The 17,044-nt window shown below is 71.7% G+C and carries 13 protein-coding genes; 3 read left to right on the top strand and 10 right to left on the bottom strand.

Annotated elements, in window-relative coordinates; genetic code table 11:
* Positions 1-105: 105 nt before the first annotated feature.
* The 8 genes from rodA to folC form a co-directional block, all read right to left on the bottom strand.
* Positions 106-1,305, bottom strand: coding sequence for a rod shape-determining protein RodA (gene rodA / locus ACZ4UX_RS10055; protein ID WP_352289164.1), 1,200 nt, complete (start codon positions 1,303-1,305; stop codon positions 106-108).
* Positions 1,302-3,563 carry a penicillin-binding protein 2 gene (gene mrdA / locus ACZ4UX_RS10060; protein WP_329487628.1) on the bottom strand — a complete coding sequence of 754 codons (2,262 nt, stop codon included), beginning with the start codon at positions 3,561-3,563 and terminating at the stop codon, positions 1,302-1,304. The genes rodA and mrdA overlap by 4 nt, the downstream gene beginning before the upstream one ends.
* Positions 3,564-3,617: 54 nt before the next feature.
* Positions 3,618-4,259 carry a rod shape-determining protein MreD gene (gene mreD, locus ACZ4UX_RS10065; RefSeq protein WP_329487629.1) on the bottom strand — a complete coding sequence of 214 codons (642 nt, stop codon included), beginning with the start codon at positions 4,257-4,259 and terminating at the stop codon, positions 3,618-3,620.
* Between the two features lie 3 nt (positions 4,260-4,262).
* Positions 4,263-5,216, bottom strand: coding sequence for a rod shape-determining protein MreC (gene mreC / locus ACZ4UX_RS10070; RefSeq protein ID WP_329487630.1), 954 nt, complete (start codon positions 5,214-5,216; stop codon positions 4,263-4,265).
* Positions 5,217-5,309: 93 nt separating this feature from the next.
* The gene (locus tag ACZ4UX_RS10075; protein ID WP_305067939.1) at positions 5,310-6,335 is read right to left on the bottom strand and encodes a rod shape-determining protein; all 1,026 of its coding nucleotides are present in this window, start codon (positions 6,333-6,335) and stop codon (positions 5,310-5,312) included.
* A gap of 309 nt (positions 6,336-6,644) precedes the next feature.
* Positions 6,645-7,058 carry a nucleoside-diphosphate kinase gene (gene ndk / locus ACZ4UX_RS10080; RefSeq protein ID WP_329487631.1) on the bottom strand — a complete coding sequence of 138 codons (414 nt, stop codon included), beginning with the start codon at positions 7,056-7,058 and terminating at the stop codon, positions 6,645-6,647.
* 109 nt (positions 7,059-7,167) lie between these two features.
* Positions 7,168-7,512: a DUF4233 domain-containing protein gene (locus ACZ4UX_RS10085; RefSeq protein WP_465706257.1), complete on the bottom strand. Its 345-nt coding sequence runs from the start codon at positions 7,510-7,512 to the stop codon at positions 7,168-7,170.
* Positions 7,513-7,514: 2 nt separating this feature from the next.
* Positions 7,515-8,906: a bifunctional tetrahydrofolate synthase/dihydrofolate synthase gene (gene folC / locus ACZ4UX_RS10090; RefSeq protein WP_359808012.1), complete on the bottom strand. Its 1,392-nt coding sequence runs from the start codon at positions 8,904-8,906 to the stop codon at positions 7,515-7,517.
* Positions 8,907-9,080: 174 nt separating this feature from the next.
* On the opposite strand from folC, the gene ACZ4UX_RS10095 reads away from it, so the two are divergent.
* From ACZ4UX_RS10095 to ACZ4UX_RS10105, 3 genes are all read left to right on the top strand, one after another.
* Positions 9,081-10,514: a glycosyltransferase family 2 protein gene (locus tag ACZ4UX_RS10095; RefSeq protein ID WP_465706258.1), complete on the top strand. Its 1,434-nt coding sequence runs from the start codon at positions 9,081-9,083 to the stop codon at positions 10,512-10,514.
* A gap of 106 nt (positions 10,515-10,620) precedes the next feature.
* Positions 10,621-11,763 carry a non-hydrolyzing UDP-N-acetylglucosamine 2-epimerase gene (gene wecB, locus ACZ4UX_RS10100; protein WP_465706259.1) on the top strand — a complete coding sequence of 381 codons (1,143 nt, stop codon included), beginning with the start codon at positions 10,621-10,623 and terminating at the stop codon, positions 11,761-11,763.
* 165 nt (positions 11,764-11,928) lie between these two features.
* On the top strand, positions 11,929-13,470 hold the full coding sequence (locus ACZ4UX_RS10105; RefSeq protein WP_465706260.1) for a chitinase: 1,542 nt from the start codon (positions 11,929-11,931) through the stop codon (positions 13,468-13,470).
* 28 nt (positions 13,471-13,498) lie between these two features.
* Here the strand turns inward: ACZ4UX_RS10105 and ACZ4UX_RS10110 are convergent, their stop codons facing one another.
* Positions 13,499-14,023 (bottom strand): hypothetical protein, encoded by a 525-nt coding sequence (locus ACZ4UX_RS10110; protein ID WP_465706261.1) that lies wholly within the window; start codon positions 14,021-14,023, stop codon positions 13,499-13,501.
* A gap of 318 nt (positions 14,024-14,341) precedes the next feature.
* Positions 14,342-16,954, bottom strand: coding sequence for a valine--tRNA ligase (locus ACZ4UX_RS10115; protein ID WP_465706310.1), 2,613 nt, complete (start codon positions 16,952-16,954; stop codon positions 14,342-14,344).
* Between the last annotated feature and the right edge of the window lie 90 nt (positions 16,955-17,044).

A 17,044-nucleotide genomic window follows, 5' to 3' on the forward strand; every position in this document is an offset into this window, starting at 1 on the left:
GCGCGGCGAGCACCACGCCGCGCCCGGGAGCCAGCAGCGCCGACGCCGGGGCGGGGGGGTGCGGCCCCCCCCCCCCCCCCCCCCCCCGCCGGTGCGTCCGTGCGCTCAGGCCGCTATCGGCCGCTGGCTCTGCACCGCCTGCAGCAGTCCGATCGCCACCCAGGTCGAGAACATCGACGACCCTCCGTAGGAGACGAACGGCAGCGGGATGCCGGCCACCGGCATGATGCCCAGGCACATCCCTATGTTCTCGAAGCCCTGGAAGGCGAACCAGGCGACCACGCCGGCGGCCACGATGGTGCCGTACAGGTCGGTGGCGTGCCGGGCGATCCGGCAGGCCCGCCAGAGCACCACGCCGAGCAGCACGATGATGGCCATCGCCCCGAGGAAGCCCAGCTCCTCGCCGGCCACCGTGAAGACGAAGTCGGTCTGCTGCTCCGGCACGAACTGCCCGGTGGTCTGCGTCCCGTGGAACAGGCCCTTGCCGGTGAGTCCGCCCGAGCCGATCGCGATCCGGGCCTGGGCGGTGTTGTAGCCCACTCCGGACGGGTCCAGCGCCGGGTTGGCGAAGGCCGCGAAGCGGTCGATCTGGTACTTGCTCAGCACGCCGAGCTTCCAGATCGCCACGCAGCCGCCGACGCCGGCCAGGATCAGCCCGAACACCCAGCGGTTGGCCGCGCCGGAGGCGAGCAGGATGCCCAGCACGATGACGGCCATGACCATCACCGACCCGGCGTCCGGCATCAGCATCACGATCGCCATCGGAACGGTGGCCCAGACCAGTCCGCGGAAGACCGCCCGGTGCGAGGGGAACTCCCGCTCCCCCGCGTCCACCTGGTCGGACAGCACCACGGCCATCGCCAGCACGATCGCCAGCTTGGCGAACTCGGCCGGCTGGACGGAGAAGCCGCCGCCGAGCTGGATCCAGGAGTGCTGGCCGTTGATGGTCGAGCCGAGCGGGCTCAGCGTGGCCACCAGCAGCAGGATCACCGCGACGTACAGGAACGGCACCACCGTGCGGAACCGCCGGCTCCCTATCCCTATCACCACCGCGCACAGCACCAGTCCGATCACCACGTTGGTGAGGTGCCGGAACAGGAAGTACTGCGGATCGCCGTGGGTGAGCGAGTCCCGCCCCCGGGTGGCGGACCAGACCAGCAGCGAGCTGCCCAGCGACAGCACCATCGCGGCCAGCAGCAGTATCCAGTCGATCCGCCAGAGCGGGGAGTCCTTGGCGAGGGCCTTCGAGACCCCGCTGCGCTGCGGGGCGAGCCGCAGCTGGCGGTACGAGCCGTAGGAGGTCATGTCCGGCTCCTTCCGGTGCTCCGGTTGGGCTCGACGGCGGCGGCGTCCACCGCGGCGAGCGCGATCGGCGGGCCGGCCGGCGGTGCCGGGTCCAGGAAGACCCGCGGCGAGCCGCCGGTCACGCCCGGGTCCCCGGCGGCGGCGGTGAAGCCGGCCGGCTTGATGATGGCGGTGCCGTCCGCGTTGAACTTCGGCAGCTCGGCCTGTGGCTTGGGCAGCAGTGCCTTGCCGTTGTCGATGTTGCCCTTGTCGTCGACGCCGTAGAGCGACTGGTAGATCCGTCGGATCGCGTCGCCGGAGCCGCCGGAGCCGGTGCCGCCCTGGCTTATCGTCATCACGACCGCGTAGTCGCCGCTGTAGGTGGTCAGCCACGAGGTGGTCTGCTTGCCCTCGACCTCGGCGGTGCCGGTCTTGGCGTGCAGCTCGATCTTGCCCTGCGGCCAGCCGGCGCCGGTGAACTTCCAGGCGGCGGTACCGCTGGTGACGACGCCCGCGGTGGCCTGGTCGATGTAGCTCAGCAGCTTCTGGTCGCCGGGGAACTTGGCGTCCTCGTGCGGGGCGATCTCGCGGACGAGCTCCCCGCCCGGGCTTATCACCGCCTTGGCGACGGTCGGCCGGTAGAAGGTGCCGCCGTTGGCGAGCGCCGAGTAGATCCGGGCCATCTGGATCGGGGTGACGAGGGTGTCGCCCTGGCCGATCGCGAAGTTGACCGAGTCACCGGCGCGCATCTGGTAGCCGTCGACGCAGTTCTCCCGGGCGATCTGGTCGGAGAAGGTGTTGCCGCCCTTCTCCGCCTGCCGGCACCAGGCGTCCTTGTTGTTGTCGTAGAAGGACTGCTTCCACTGCCGGTCCGGCACCCGGCCGGTGACCTCGCTGGGCAGGTCGATGCCGGTCTTGGCGCCGAGGCCGAACTGGTGGGCGGTCTTGAAGAACCAGTCGGCGGTCTCCTTCTTCGGCTTGATGCCGCCGTCCTTCATCCACTGGTCGTAGGCCAGCCCGTAGAAGACGGTGTCGCAGGAGACTTCGAGCGCCTTCTCCAGCGTGATCGAGCCGAAGCTCTCGCTCTCGAAGTTCTTGAACTCACGGCCGCCGATGGTCATGCTCTTCGGGCACGGGTACGTCCCGTCCAGCGAGTAGCCGGCCTGCACGGCGGCGGTGGTGGAGATGACCTTGAAGGTCGAGCCGGGCGCGGACTGACCCTGTATGGCCCGGTTCAGCAGCGGGAAGTTGGAGTCCTTGCTGGTCAGTGCCTGGTAGTCCTTGCCGGAGATACCGCCCTGCCAGAGGTTGGGGTCGTACGTCGGCGCGCTGGCCATCGCCACGATCCGCCCGGTGTGCACGTCCATGACGACCGCGGCGCCGGAGTCGGCCTCGTAGTTGCGGTTGGTCACCTTGTCGAAGGTCTTCCTGGCGTCGTTCATCGCCTGCGCCAGGTTGTCCTCGACGACCTTCTGCACCCGGGCGTCGATGCTGGTCACCAGGTTGTTGCCGGTCTGCGGCTCGACGATGCCGGCGTTGCCGATCACCCGGCCGAGGTTGTCCACCTCCAGCTTGGTGATCCCGGCCGTCCCGCGCAGGTCGCGGTCGTACACCGACTCCAGGCCGGCGCGGCCGATCTGGTCGGCCGGCAGGTAGCGGTCCAGGCCGGTCTTGTCGGCGGTCTTGCTGACCTCCTCGTCCGTCACCGGCGAGAGGTAGCCGAGCACCTGGGCCATGTTGGCGCCCTCGACGCCGGTGTAGTGGCGCACGGCGGTGGGCTGCGCGGTCACCCCGGGGAAGTCCTCGCGGCGCTCCATCATCTGCAGCGCCTGCTGGGTGGTCGCCTCCTTGGTGACCGGGATCGGCTGGTACGGCGAGCCGTTCCAGCACGGCTGCGGCGTCTTGGCGTCGCAGAGCCGGACCTTCTCCTGGACGTCCTTGGCCGGCATGCCGAGCACCTCGGCGAGCCGGCCCAGCACCGCCTTGCCGCCGTCCTTCTGCTGGAGCAGCGAGGTGCGGCTGACCGAGACCACCAGCCGGGTCTCGTTGCCGGCCAGGATGCGGCCCGAGGCGTCGAGGATCTCGCCGCGCACGGCGGGTTCGACGACCTCGCGGATGTGGTTGCCGGTCGCCTTGGCGGTGTAGACGCTGGCGTTGCGGATCTGCAGGTACCAGAGCCGGCCACCGAGGGTGGCGAGCAGCGACAGCACCAGGATCTGCAGTACCACCAGACGGATCGTCACCCGCCGGGTACGGCCGGTCTCGGGGATGTTGCTCACGTCTCGTGCGCTCCAGAGTGCGGGGTTCCGGGGTTCATGGGCGGGGGCCGGGGGCTACGGCCGCTTGGCGAAGCCGAGCGAGCGCCGCTTCTTGTAGCCCGGCCCGGACGAGGTCTCACGGGTGGTCCGGTAGCGGGCGAGCGTGCCCAGCCCGGGGCCGCCCTCGTCGTCACCGGCCGCGGCGGCCACCGGGTCGCGCCCGAAGCGGCGGCCGATCAGCATCACCGCCGGGACGACGAACGGCGCCAGCAGCAGGTCGTACAGCAGGGCGGTGAGCACCAGGCTGCCGAGGCCGACGTGGCGGGCGGCGGTGTCGCCGACCAGGGCGCCGACCATCGCGTACAGCAGGGTGGAGGCGACCGCCGCGGCGGCCACCACCAGCAGCGCGCTGGAGACCGAGCGCTGCCGGCCGTGGTCGGGGCGCAGCAGTCCGGCGGCGTAGCCCATCAGGCAGAGCACCAGCGCATAGCGGCCGATCGCGTGGTCGGACGGCGGCGCGAGGTCGGCCAGCAGGCCGGCGGCGAAGCCCACCAGGCAGCCGCCGGTCGGCCCGTAGACCATCGCCAGGCCGACCACCACGAGGAGCAGTATGTCCGGTGTGGCGCCCGGGAGTTGGAGCCTGCCGAAGACGCTGACCTGAAGGATCAGGCCGAGCAGGACGAGGACGGCGGTGACGGGGACGCGGGCGAGGCGCATGGTTCAGTTCCCCCCAGTGGTCTTGGCGGGCGGGGCGGCGGCGGCCGGGACGGCGGGCGCGGCCGGGGCCGGTGCCGCCGCCTGGCCCTGGGCGGCCGGCGCCGGCGGCAGGACGGCGTCGCGCGGGTCGGTGCGCGGTGGCACGACCACCACGCCGACCAGGTCGAGCCGGGTGAACTGGACGAAGGGCTCGACCAGGATCGTCTTGGTCAGCTGGCCCGGGGTCGCCTCGACCTGGACCACCTTGCCGACCGGGACTCCGGGCACGAACGGGCGGCCGCTCTGCGAGCCGAAGGTGACCAGCCGGTCGCCCTCCTTCACCTGGGCCTTGCCGTTGAGCAGGGAGACCTTCATCGCGCTGGTGCCGCCGCCGGAGGCGAAGCCGATCTCCCCGCTGCCCTCCAGCCGGGCCCCGGCGCTGAAGCCCGGGTCGGAGGCGAGCAGGACGGTGGAGGTGGTCGGGGCGACGGTGGTGATCCGGCCGACCAGGCCCTGGCCGTTGATCACCGTCATGTCCCGGGTGAGGCCGTCGTCACCGCCGGCGTCGATGGTGATGGTCCAGGAGAAGCCCTGCGCCGGCCCGATCGCGATCACCTGGGCGGCCTTGACGGTGTACCCGCCGGAGCCGGCGGTGCGCAGCAGGTCGTCGAGTTGCTTGGTGCGTCCGCCGGCCATGTCGGAGGAGGCCAGCTTCTGGCGCAGCTCGGTGTTCTCGCGGGCCAGCTGGTCGGTGCGGCCGCTGTGGCCGGTGGCGTCGCGGAACGCGCGGACGGTGTCGGCCACCGGGTCGACCACCGTGGCGGCGCCGCGCTCGACCGGGCCGAGGACGCCTGCGGCGGCGCGCCGGGCGCCGCCGAGCGGCGAACTCTCGCCGCCCTTGATGTCCACGGTGATCAGCGCGAAGGCGACGGCCACCAGCAGGATGAGCAGTAGCCGGCTCTCTCGTGTGTCCCTCACGGTGCTGGTACTGCCCCTTCGTACCTGGCCGCCCACCCGGGCTGTGGGCCCGGGCGGGGGCCGTTCAGTTGACTACAAGGTCTGACGTTTCTGCTAACGGCGCGGCTGGGCGTCGAGTACCTGCTGGAGGGCCTCGAACTCCTCGACGCACTTGCCGGAGCCGAGCGCGACGGAGTCCAGCGGGTTCTCGGCGATGTGGATCGGCATGCCGGTCTCGCGGCGCAGCCGCTCGTCCAGGCCGCGCAGCAGGGCGCCGCCGCCGGTGAGCACGATGCCGCGGTCCATGACGTCGCCGGCGAGCTCGGGCGGGCACTGGTCGAGGGTGGTCTTGACCGCGTCGATGATCGAGTTGACCGGCTCGTCGATGGCCTCGCGGACCTCGGCCGCCGAGATGACGACGGTCTTGGGCAGGCCGCTGACCAGGTCGCGGCCGCGGATCTCGGCGTGCTCGTCCTTCTCGCCCTCCAGCGCGAAGGCGGAGCCGATGCTCATCTTGATCTGCTCGGCGCTGCGCTCGCCCAGGAGGAGCGAGTACTCCTTCTTGATGTGCTGGACGATCGCGTTGTCCAGCTCGTCGCCGGCCACCCGGATCGACTGCGCGGTGACGATGCCGCCGAGCGAGATCACGGCCACCTCGGTGGTGCCGCCGCCGATGTCGACCACCATGTTGCCGGTGGCCTCGTGGACCGGCAGGCCGGCGCCGATCGCGGCGGCCATCGGCTCCTCGATGATGTGCACCTGGCGCGCGCCGGCCTGCGAGGAGGCCTCGATCACGGCGCGGCGCTCGACCCCGGTGATGCCCGAGGGAACGCAGACCACGACGCGGGGGCGGGCCAGGTAGCGGCGGCGGTGGATCTTGAGGATGAAGTAGCGGAGCATCCGCTCGGTGATCTCGAAGTCGGCGATCACGCCGTCCTTGAGCGGGCGGATGGCGACGATGTTGCCGGGCGTGCGGCCGATCATCTTCTTGGCCTCGGCGCCGACCGCCAGGATGCCGCCGGTGTTGGTGTTGACCGCGACCACGGACGGCTCGTTGAGCACGATCCCCTTGCCCCTGACGTACACCAGCGTGTTGGCGGTTCCGAGGTCGATCGCCAGATCGCGGCCGATGAACGACAGGTTGGTTGCCATGGGGTGTAGGTGCCTTCCCGGGCTCGGAGTCATTGCGGGGGGTGGACGAGGGAGCGCGCCCACGGCTTGGGCGAAGACGAGCTGACCAGCCGTACCGGGCCCATGAGTCGCGTCCATCGTAGTCACGCCCGCCAGTACGGACGTCGACGTGGGGCATACCGTCCATTGTCCGGAGCGTGATCGCTTCTCCGAGCATTGGGACGCCGTGTCGGCGTCCCCAGTTCCCTATTTCACGATAAGAATGCCCCGGCCGGGCCAATGGTCCCGACCGGGGCACCCGAAGGTCCTGGGTGGTCCTCAGGCGTGCGTCGGGAAGAAGATCTTGATCTCGCGCTCGGCGGACTCCGTGGAGTCGGAGGCGTGGATCAGGTTCTCCCGGGTGATCGTCGCGTAGTCGCCGCGGATGGTGCCGGCACCGGCCTCCAGCGGGTTGGTCGCACCGGCCAGCATCCGGATGCCGGGGACGACCTCCTCGCCCTCGACGATCAGCGCGATCGACGGACCGGAGGTCATGAACTCCAGCAGCGGCTCGTAGAACGGGCGGCCGACGTGCTCCGCGTAGTGCTGCTCCAGCGTCGCCCGGTCGAAGGTCCGCAGCTCGACGGCGGCGAGCCGCCAGCCGGCCTTGCGCTCGATGCGGCTGATGATCTCGCCGGCCAGGCCGCGCTTGACGGCGTCGGGCTTGAGCAGGACGAGAGTGCGCTGGGACACGGTGCGTCTCCTGGGAATTCGGTTCGGCGCGCACCCGGTTCGCGGTGCGGAGTGCGACTACCGCAGAGGTTACCTTGCGTGAGCAGCGGGCCTCGGGCGAGCCCGGGCCCTATGCCGCCGGGATCGCGCCGGCCGCGCGGGCGGCCTTGAACTCGTCGATCTTCCGGCCGTAGTGCACCGAGCACCACCAGAGCCCGGCGAAGACCACGCCCAGGCCGAACATGGTCGGCAGGATGAAGCCGCTGGCGATCAGGCCGAGCTGGAGCACCCAGCCGATCGCGACCGCGCCGGGGCGGGTGATCATGCCGCAGAGCAGCACGCACAGCGCCATCGCGATCCCCGTCACGGTCCAGACGGTGGCGGTCGGCACGTCGGACAGCTGCATGGCCACCAGCCCGGCGAAGAGCGCCAGCAGCGCCTCGCCGATCAGCGTCGAGGAACAGAGCGTCCTCATCGTCACTTCCTCCCGAGCAGCAGGCGGGCCTCGCCCACCGTGATGACCGAACCGGTGACCAGCACCCCGGCGCCGCCGAGGTCCCCGTCCTCCTCGGCGAGGGTGACGGCGGCGGCGATGGCGTCGTCGAGCCGGGGCTCGACCTGGACGCGGTCCTCGCCGAAGACCTCGACGGCGAGCGCGGCCAGCGCGTCCGCGTCCATCGCGCGGTGGGTGGAGTTCTGGGTGATGACGACCTCGGCCAGGATGGGCTCGAAGGCCTCCAGCAGGCCGGCCACGTCCTTGTCGCCGCTGGTGCCGATCACGCCGACGAGCCGGGTGAAGCCGAAGGACTCGCCGATCGCGGCCACCGTGGCGTGCGCGCCGTCCGGGTTGTGCGCGGCGTCCAGGACGATGGTCGGGCTGCGGCGGACGACCTCCAGGCGGCCCGGCGAGGCGACGCCGGAGAACGCCTGCCGCACCTTGTCCGCGTCCAGCTGCCCGCCGCGCGCGCCGCCGACGCCGAAGAAGGCCTCGACCGCCGCGAGCGCGAGCGCCGCGTTCTGCGCCTGGTGGGCGCCGTGCAGCGGGAGGAAGACGTCCGTGTACTCCTCGCCGCCGAGCCCGCGCAGCGTCACCAGCTGGCCGCCGATGGCGACCTCACGGCGGATCACCCCGAACTCCATGCCCTCGCGGGCCACCGTCGCGTCCACCTCGACGGCGCGCCGCAGGATGTTCTGGGCGGCGTCCAGCTGCTGCTGGGCGACGACCGCGATGGAGCCCGGCTTGATGATCCCGGACTTCTCGACCGCGATCTCGCCGGTGGTCTCGCCCAGCTTGTCGGTGTGGTCCAGCGAGATCGGGGCGATCACCGCGACGGCGGCGTCGATCACGTTGGTGGCGTCCCAGGAGCCGCCCATGCCGACCTCGATCACGCCGACGTCCACCGGGGCGTCGGCGAAGGCCGCGTAGGCCATGCCGGTCAGCACCTCGAAGAAGGACATCGCGACCGGCTCGCGCTCGTCGACCATCCGGACGTAGGGCTCGATGTCCCGGTAGACCTCGACGAACCGCTCGGGGGTGATCGGGGCGCCGTCCAGGCTGATCCGCTCGGTGACGGACTCCACGTGCGGGCTGGTGTAGCGGCCGGTGCGCAGCTCGAAGGTGTTGAGCAGCTGCTCGACCATCCGCGCGGTGGAGGTCTTGCCGTTGGTGCCGGTGATGTGGATCGAGGGGAAGGACCGCTGGGGCTGGCCCAGGATGTCCATCAGCGCCTCGATCCGGTCGAGCGAGGGCTCCAGCTTGTTCTCCGGCCAGCGCTTGGAGAGTTCCACCTCGACGTCGCGCAGGGCGTCGCCGGAGCCGTCGTCGGCGGGGCGGAGGGTGTACGGGTTCGGGTCGGCCTTGTCGCTCACGAGCACAGTCTACGGAGCGGCGTCGCGCGCTCCCGACGGGGTGAGAACCACCACTTTGCCCTGACTTTCCGATTCACCCGATTTACTATTGATTCAGCGAGTTCAGACGGCAATGAAGCATCGATTCGCACCCCAGGGAGACGCATCACCTTTGATCACCAGGAGGACAGTCCCATGCCCGACGCCCTGCGCGAGTCGTTCCTGGTCCATCGGAGCGGTGTCGTCCAGCTCGCCGAGCTGCTGTCGCTGGTGCTCCTCGCCTACATGGTCCTGGTGTTCGGCCGCTTCCTCCTCTACTGGGCCGGCTCCCGGCACGCCTTCCGGCACGACCGGCCCGCCGAGCCCGGCGATCCGGCCGCCTTCCAGTGGCACCTGCTGATCCCCTGCCGGGACGAGGAGGCCGTCGTCACCCAGACCCTCGCCGGGCTGCGCGCCGCCGCCCCCGAGGCGCACCTGTGGGTGATCGACGACGACAGCGAGGACCGCACCCGCGAGCTGGTCCTGGCCGCCGCGGAGCGGGACGACCGGATCCACCTCGTCCAGCGCCGCCGTCCGCACGCGCGGATCGGCAAGGGCGCCGCGCTCAACGCCGCCTACCGGAGCGTCGACGCCTGGCTGCCCGAGGACGCCGACCGCGCCCGGGTGATCATCGGCGTCGTCGACGCCGACGGCGAGCTGGAGCCGGGCACCCTGGGCCTGGTCTGCTCCGACCACGCGCTGGCCCGCCCCGACACCGGCGCCGTGCAGATCGGCGTCCGGATGCGCAACGCGGACGACGAACGGCCGCTGCCCGGCCGCGGCCGGACCGCCAACGCGCTGGCCCGCGCGCTGGTCCGGATGCAGGACGTCGAGTTCCAGGCCAACAACGCCGGCATGCAGCTGCTGCGCCGGCGCACCGGCAGCGTCGGTCTCGGCGGAAACGGCCAGTTCGTCCGGCTCACCGCGCTGGACTCGCTCACCGCCGACGAAGGCCGCGAGGGCCGCCCCTGGCCGGAGCGGGCCCTCCTGGAGGACTACGAGTCCGGCCTCGAACTGCGGCTGGCCGGGTGGCGGTTGACACACGTGACGGAGGCCCGGGTGTCCCAGGAGGGGCTGGTCTCGCTCCGCCGCTTCCTCACCCAGCGCACCCGGTGGGCCCAGGGCAACATGCAGTGCCTGCGCTACACCGGGCGGGTGCTGCGCTCGCCGCACTACCGCTGGGCCGGCAAGGCCGAGGTGCTGTACACCTTCCTGCAGCCGGTGGTCTGCGTGCTGCTGGTGGTGCTCACCCCGCTGTCACTCGGGATCACGGCCGCCGGACTGGCGCTGTTCCCCGAGGACACCGTCGACTTCCAGGCCCGGTTCGGGCCGCTGATGGCCGCCGCCTTCGTGATCGCGACGCTGCCGATGGTGCTCTGGGGCTTCGCCTACCGCCGGCGCGTGCACCCCGACCGGAGCCGGCTCACCGGCCTGCTCTGGGGCGTCCTGGTCTGGCTCTACGCCTACCACCTGTTCGTGGTCGCCACCCGGGCCGCCGTCCGCCTGCTGCTCGGCCGCAACGGCTGGGCCAAGACCAGGCGCAACGCCGAGAAGGTCGCGGTGGGCGCCCCCACCGCCCTCGAGACCTGAGCCGCGCCCGCTCCGCCTTCCACCCGCTTCCGCCTCGACATCCTCGACACCTTCGATGCCCGCGGGCGATCCCGCCGTCCCGCCCAGACCCGTCCGGAGTTCCACCGTGTCCCCGTGCCTTCCCCCGCTGCCGCCCGCCAGTGTCGCCGTCGTCCTCGGCACCCGCCCCGAGCTGGTCAAGCTCGCCCCGCTGATCCACGAGCTCGGCGCCGCGACCCGGCTGGTGCACACCGGCCAGCACTGGGACGAGGCGCTGTCCGGCCGCTTCCTGCGCGACCTCGGCCTGCCCCGGCCGGAGCTGCTGACCGGGGTCGGCGGCCGCCCGCGGGCCGGCCAGATCGCCCAGTCGCTCGGCCAGCTGGACGCCGCCTTCGCCGAGGACCGGCCCGCCGCCGTCGTCGTCCAGGGCGACACCAACGCCACCCTGGCCGGCGCGCTGGCCGCCAACGCCCGGGAGATCCCGCTGGTGCACGTCGAGGCCGGGCTGCGCAGCTTCGACCGGGCGATGCCCGAGGAGCACAACCGGGTGATGGTCGACCACGTCTCCGACCTGCTCTGCGCCGCCACCGCGGAGAACGCGGCCAACCTGCGCGCCGAGTCGCTGGACGAGGAACGGATCACCGTCACCGGCAACACCGTCGTGGAGGTGGTCCACCGCCGGCTGCCCGACCGGGCCGCCCGGGCCGCACTGCTGGCCGCGCACGGGCTGGAGCCGGACAGCTACGTCCTGGCCACCGTGCACCGGCCGGAGAACACCGACAGCGCCGAGGCCCTGGGCGCCGTCCTCGCCGAACTGGACCGGATCGCCCGGGCCGGCACCCCCGTCCTGTTCCCGATGCACCCGCGGACCGCGGCCGCCGTCGAGCGGTTCGCGCTGGACGGCCTGCTGGAGCGGATCGCCGTGACCGCGCCGGTCGGGTACGCGGAGTTCCTGGGCCTGGCCAGGCACGCGGCACTGCTGGTCTCCGACTCCGGCGGGGTCCAGGAGGAGTGCACCGTGCTCGGCCGCCCGCTGCTGGTGGTGCGCCGCTCCACCGAACGCCCGGAGGCCGTCGACGCGGGGTTCGCCGCCCTGGTCGCCCCCGGCGAGGAGCTCGGCGGGCTGGCCCGGACCTGGCTGGCCGACACCCCCGACAGGCTCGCCCGGCTGGCGGCCACCCCGAGCCCGTACGGGGACGGCCTGGCCTCCGCCCGGATCGCCCGGCTCACGGCAGGGCTCGCCGCGCGGCCGGAGCCCGCCGCCGCCTGACGCCCGGACAGGCACTCTTGACAGCCGGATTGGTCTACTCCACCTTGTGAGGGCAAGTCTCCTCCCCCGACAGGGACTTGAGTTGTCGGTAGCTCCCGCACCAGCGACAGCCGGACGGCTCTCCCCCACGTGAGCCGACGGTCTCCCCCCACAGGAGATGGAGTCATGCCACCTGCCCGACACCGGCGCGCCCGCGTCGTCCACACCCTGCTCGCCGGCGCCTCGGCGATCGCCCTGGGCCTCGGCGGCCTGGTCGTCGCCACCAGCGCCTCCGGCGCGGCGACCGCCGACGTCGACGTGATCGACAACGGCGGCTTCGAGGCCGCCGACCACCTCGGCCACTGGACCTGTCCGTCCGGCGCCACCGCGGACACCGCCACCGTCCACTCCGGCTCGTACGCGCTGCGCGCCACCCCGGGCTCGGGCGACACCGGCGAGTGCACCCAGACCGTCACCGTGAAGCCCTCGTCCACGTACACCCTGAGCGCCTGGGTGCAGGGCTCCTACGTCTACCTCGGCGCCCGCGGCACCGGCGGCACGGACCCCGGCACCTGGACCAACTCGGCGGGCTGGTCCAAGCTCTCCACCACCTTCACCACCGGGGCCGCCACCACCAGCGTCACGGTCTACCTGCACGGCTGGTACGGCCAGCCCTCCTACCTGGCCGACGACGTCTCACTGATCGGGCCGGGCGACCCGAAGCCCACCCCGACCGGGACCGCGACCCCCACCGCGACGCCGACCACGACCCCGACCCAGACGCCCACCGGGACTCCGACGGTCACCCCGACCGTCACGCCGACCCGGCCGGGGCTGCCCAAGCACCTGCTCACCGGCTACTGGCAGAACTTCGACAACACCGCCACGGTGCAGCGGATCAGCGACGTCCCGGCCGCGTACGACATCATCGCGGTCTCCTTCGCGGACGCCACCGGCACACCCGGGGGCCTGAGCTTCACCCTGGACCCGGCCCTGTCGGCCAAGCTCGGCGGCTACACCGACGCGCAGTTCAAGGCCGACATCGCCGCCAAGAAGGCGGCCGGCAAGAAGGTGGTGCTCTCGATCGGCGGCCAGAACGGCACCGTCTCGGTGAACAGCTCCGCCTCGGCCACCACCTTCGCCAACACCGCCTGGGCCCTGATGCAGAGCTACGGCTTCGACGGGATCGACATCGACCTGGAGAACGGCGTCAGCGCCACCTACATGGGCCAGGCCCTGCACGCGCTGGCGGCGAAGGCCGGCAGCGGGTTCGTCCTCACCATGGCGCCGCAGACCATCGACATGCAGTCGACCGGGATGGAGTACTTCAAGCTGGCGCTGAACGTGAAGGACATCCTCACCATCGTCAACATGCAGTACTACAACTCCGGCGCGATGCTCGGCTGCGACGGGCAGGTGTACTCCCAGGGCAGCGTCAACTTCCTGACCGCGCTCGCCTGCATCCAGCTCAAGGGCGGACTGCGGCCCGACCAGGTCGGGCTCGGGGTGCCCGCGTCCACCAGCGCGGCGGGCGGCGGGTACGTCAGCCCGTCCGTGGTGAACAACGCCCTGGACTGCCTGGCCGCCGGCACCAACTGCGGGAGCTTCAAGCCCGACACCAAGTGGCCCGGCATCGGCGGGGCGATGACCTGGTCGACCAACTGGGACGCCAAGGCCGGCGGCGGCATCGCCGGCACCGTCGGCTCGCACCTGCGCGCGATGCCGTAGGCGCGGCCCCGTGGGTCCGGGCCGGGTCTCAGACCCCGGCCCGGGCCTCCGGGATCTCGGGGCACGGGCCGCAGTGCCGGCGCCGCAGTTCGGCGGTGATCTCGGCCAGCTCGCCCTCGGGCAGCAGCGGCAGCATCATGGCGACGCCCTGGAGCAGGCCGCCGAGCAGGAAGGTGGTGTCGGCGGTGGCGGCCACCAGGCCGCGCACCTCGGTCACCTCGCCCGCCGCCACCGCCTCGATCAGGCGGGCCGCGTCGGCGGTGTCCTCGTCCACCGCCACCGCACCGCAGTCGGCCGGGGCGCGGCGGGCCATCGCGTGCAGCACCCGGTCGCCCACCTCGGGCGCGTACGCCTTACGGACCGCCTCGGCGGCGATCCAGGCCAGCAGGGTGGTCACCTCGCGCTCCGCGTGCTCCTCGAAGAGCCGGTCCAGCGCGTGGTCGAAGGCGAGCTGGTTCCCGTGCCGGAACGCGAGCAACAGCGTCGCCGCCCTGCCCTTGGCCTCCTGGACCGCTTCCACCGGCAGTTCGTCGGCCAACTTCTCGGTCACCATCACGCCATGCCCTCCCGTCGGTCGTCGGCTGGCGAAACTCCGTCACACCGTACACAGCCGACCTGCAAACTTCCGCGAACCCGCGCGGGCAAGACCGGAATGAATTCGGGCGGAAAAGGACTTCACCCGGTCCATGATGAATATTCGCCGGAACAGAGCAATGGCACTGGGCTATTAGAGGGCCGATTTCAGCGTTCGGCCGGAGCGGCCGGCCGGACCGCTCCCGCCGGCCCGGCCGGCGCCCGGCCGAAAGTCCGCGCGAACGCCGAGGGGCCGCACCCCGCGTCGGCGGAGTGCGGCCCCTGGTGAGCCGGCCGGTCAGGCCTGCGGCAGCGCCGCGAGCTGAGCGGTGATCCGGACGATGTCGGCCTCGGCGGCCTCCTGACGGGTCCGGATCTTGGCGACCACGTCGTCCGGCGCCTTGGCGAGGAACGCCTCGTTGCCGAGCTTGCCGGCCGTCTGGGCCTTCTCCTTCTCGGCGGCCGCGAGGTCCTTGGCGAGGCGCTTGCGCTCCGCCGCGACGTCGATGGTGCCGGAGAGGTCCAGCAGCACGGTCGCGCCCGCGACCGGGAGCGAGGCGGTGGCCGAGAAGCCCTCCTCGGGAGCGGTCAGCCGCAGCAGCGAGCGGATCGCGTCCTCGTGGACGGCCAGCACGGTACCGGCCACCTCCAGCCGGGCCGGGACCCGCTGACCCGGCTTCAGGCCCTGGTCGGTGCGGAAGCGCCGGACCTCGGTGACCACCTGCTGGAGCGTGGCGATCTCGGCCTCGGCCGCCGCGTCGCGGTAGCCGCTGTCCGCCGGCCAGTCGGCGATGACCACCGACTCGGCGCCGGTGAGCGTCGTCCACAGGGTCTCGGTGACGAACGGGACGATCGGGTGGAGCAGCCGCAGCGTGACGTCCAGGACCTCGCCGAGCACCCGGCGCACGGCGTCGGCCTGCGGGCCGCCCTTGGCGAGGGTGGTCTTGGAGAGCTCGACGTACCAGTCGAAGACCTCGTCCCAGGCGAAGTGGTAGAGCGCCTCGGACAGCTTGGAGAACTGGTAGTCCTCGTAGAGCGCGTCCACCTCGGCGACCGTGCTGTTCAGCCGGGACAGGATCCAGCGGTCGGCCGCGGTCAGCTCCTCCGGCGCGGGCAGCGGGCCCTCGACGGTGGCGCCGTTCATCAGCGCGAAGCGGGTGGCGTTCCAGATCTTGTTGGCGAAGTTGCGGGCCGCCTGGACCCAGTCCTCGCCGATCGGGACGTCGACGCCCGGGTTGGCGCCGCGGGCCAGCGTGAAGCGCAGCGCGTCGGAGCCGTACTTGTCCATCCAGTCCAGCGGGTTCACCACGTTGCCGAAGGACTTCGACATCTTCTTGCCGTTCTGGTCACGGACCATGCCGTGCAGCGCGATGGTGTGGAACGGCGGGGTGCCGTCCATCGCGTAGAGGCCGAACATCATCATCCGGGCGACCCAGAAGAAGAGGATGTCGTAGCCGGTCACCAGGACGGCGTTCGGGTAGAACTTCGCCAGGCTGTCGGTCTGCTCGGGCCAGCCGAGGGTGGAGAAGGGCCACAGGCCGGAGGAGAACCAAGTGTCCAGGACGTCGGTGTCCTGGTGCCAGCCCTCACCGGTCGGCGGCTGCTCGTCCGGGCCGACGCAGACGATCTCGCCGGCCGGGCCGTACCAGACCGGGATCCGGTGGCCCCACCAGAGCTGGCGCGAGATGCACCAGTCGTGGAGGTTGTCGACCCAGTCGAAGTAGCGCTTCTCCATCTCCTGCGGGTGGATCTTGACCTTGCCGTCGCGGACCGCGTCGCCCGCGGCCTGGGCGAGCGGGCCGACCTTGACCCACCACTGCATGGACAGCCGCGGCTCGATGGTGGTCTTGCAGCGCGAGCAGTGGCCGACCGAGTGGACGTACGGCCGCTTCTCCGCCACGATCCGGCCCTCGGCGCGCAGCGCGCCGACGATGGCCGAGCGGGCCTCCAGCCGGTCCAGGCCCTGGAACGGGCCGTGCACGGTGATGACCGCGTGCTCGTCCATGACGGCGATCGACGGCAGGCCGTGGCGCTGGCCGATCTCGAAGTCGTTCGGGTCGTGGGCCGGCGTCACCTTGACGGCGCCGGTGCCGAACTCCGGGTCGACGTGGGCGTCGGCGACGACCGGGATGCGGCGGCCGGTCAGCGGCAGCTCGATCTCGGTGCCGACCAGGTGGCGGTAGCGCTCGTCCTCCGGGTGGACCGCGACGGCGGTGTCGCCGAGCATCGTCTCGGCCCGGGTGGTGGCGACGACGATCGAGGCGTCGCCCTCGCCGTAGCGGATGGAGACGAGCTCGCCGTCGTCGTCCTGGTACTCCACCTCGATGTCCGAGATCGCGGTGAGGCAGCGCGGGCACCAGTTGATGATGCGCTCGGCGCGGTAGATCAGCTCGTCGTCGAAGAGCTTCTTGAAGATGGTCTGGACGGCCTGGGAGAGCCCCTCGTCCATGGTGAAGCGCTCGCGGGACCAGTCCACGCCGTCGCCGAGGCGGCGCATCTGACCGGAGATCTGGCCGCCGGACTCCGCCTTCCACTGCCAGACCCGGTCGACGAAGGCCTCCCGGCCGAGGTCGTGGCGGGACTTGCCCTCCTTGGCCAGCTCGCGCTCGACGACGTTCTGGGTGGCGATGCCGGCGTGGTCCATGCCGGGCTGCCAGAGGGCCTCGTAGCCCTGCATCCGCTTGCGGCGGACGAGGGCGTCGATCAGCGTGTGCTCGAAGGCGTGGCCCAGGTGGAGGCTGCCCGTGACGTTCGGCGGCGGGATGACGATGGTGTACGGGGGCTTGTCGCTCTTGGCGTCGGCCGTGAAGTAACCGCGCTCTACCCAGCGCTCGTACAGCTCGCCCTCTACGTCCGCCGGAGCGTAGGTCGTCGGGAGGGTGGCTGCGTCGTCCCCGGCGTGAGTGCTCACAGGGCGCTGGTTCGTGGTGTCGGTCACGACGCACAGTTTACGTACCTGGGGACGTGGGTTACGAACCGCTTTCGGTCCGGGCCCCTCGCG

Source organism: Kitasatospora sp. NPDC028961 (assembly GCF_055564815.1).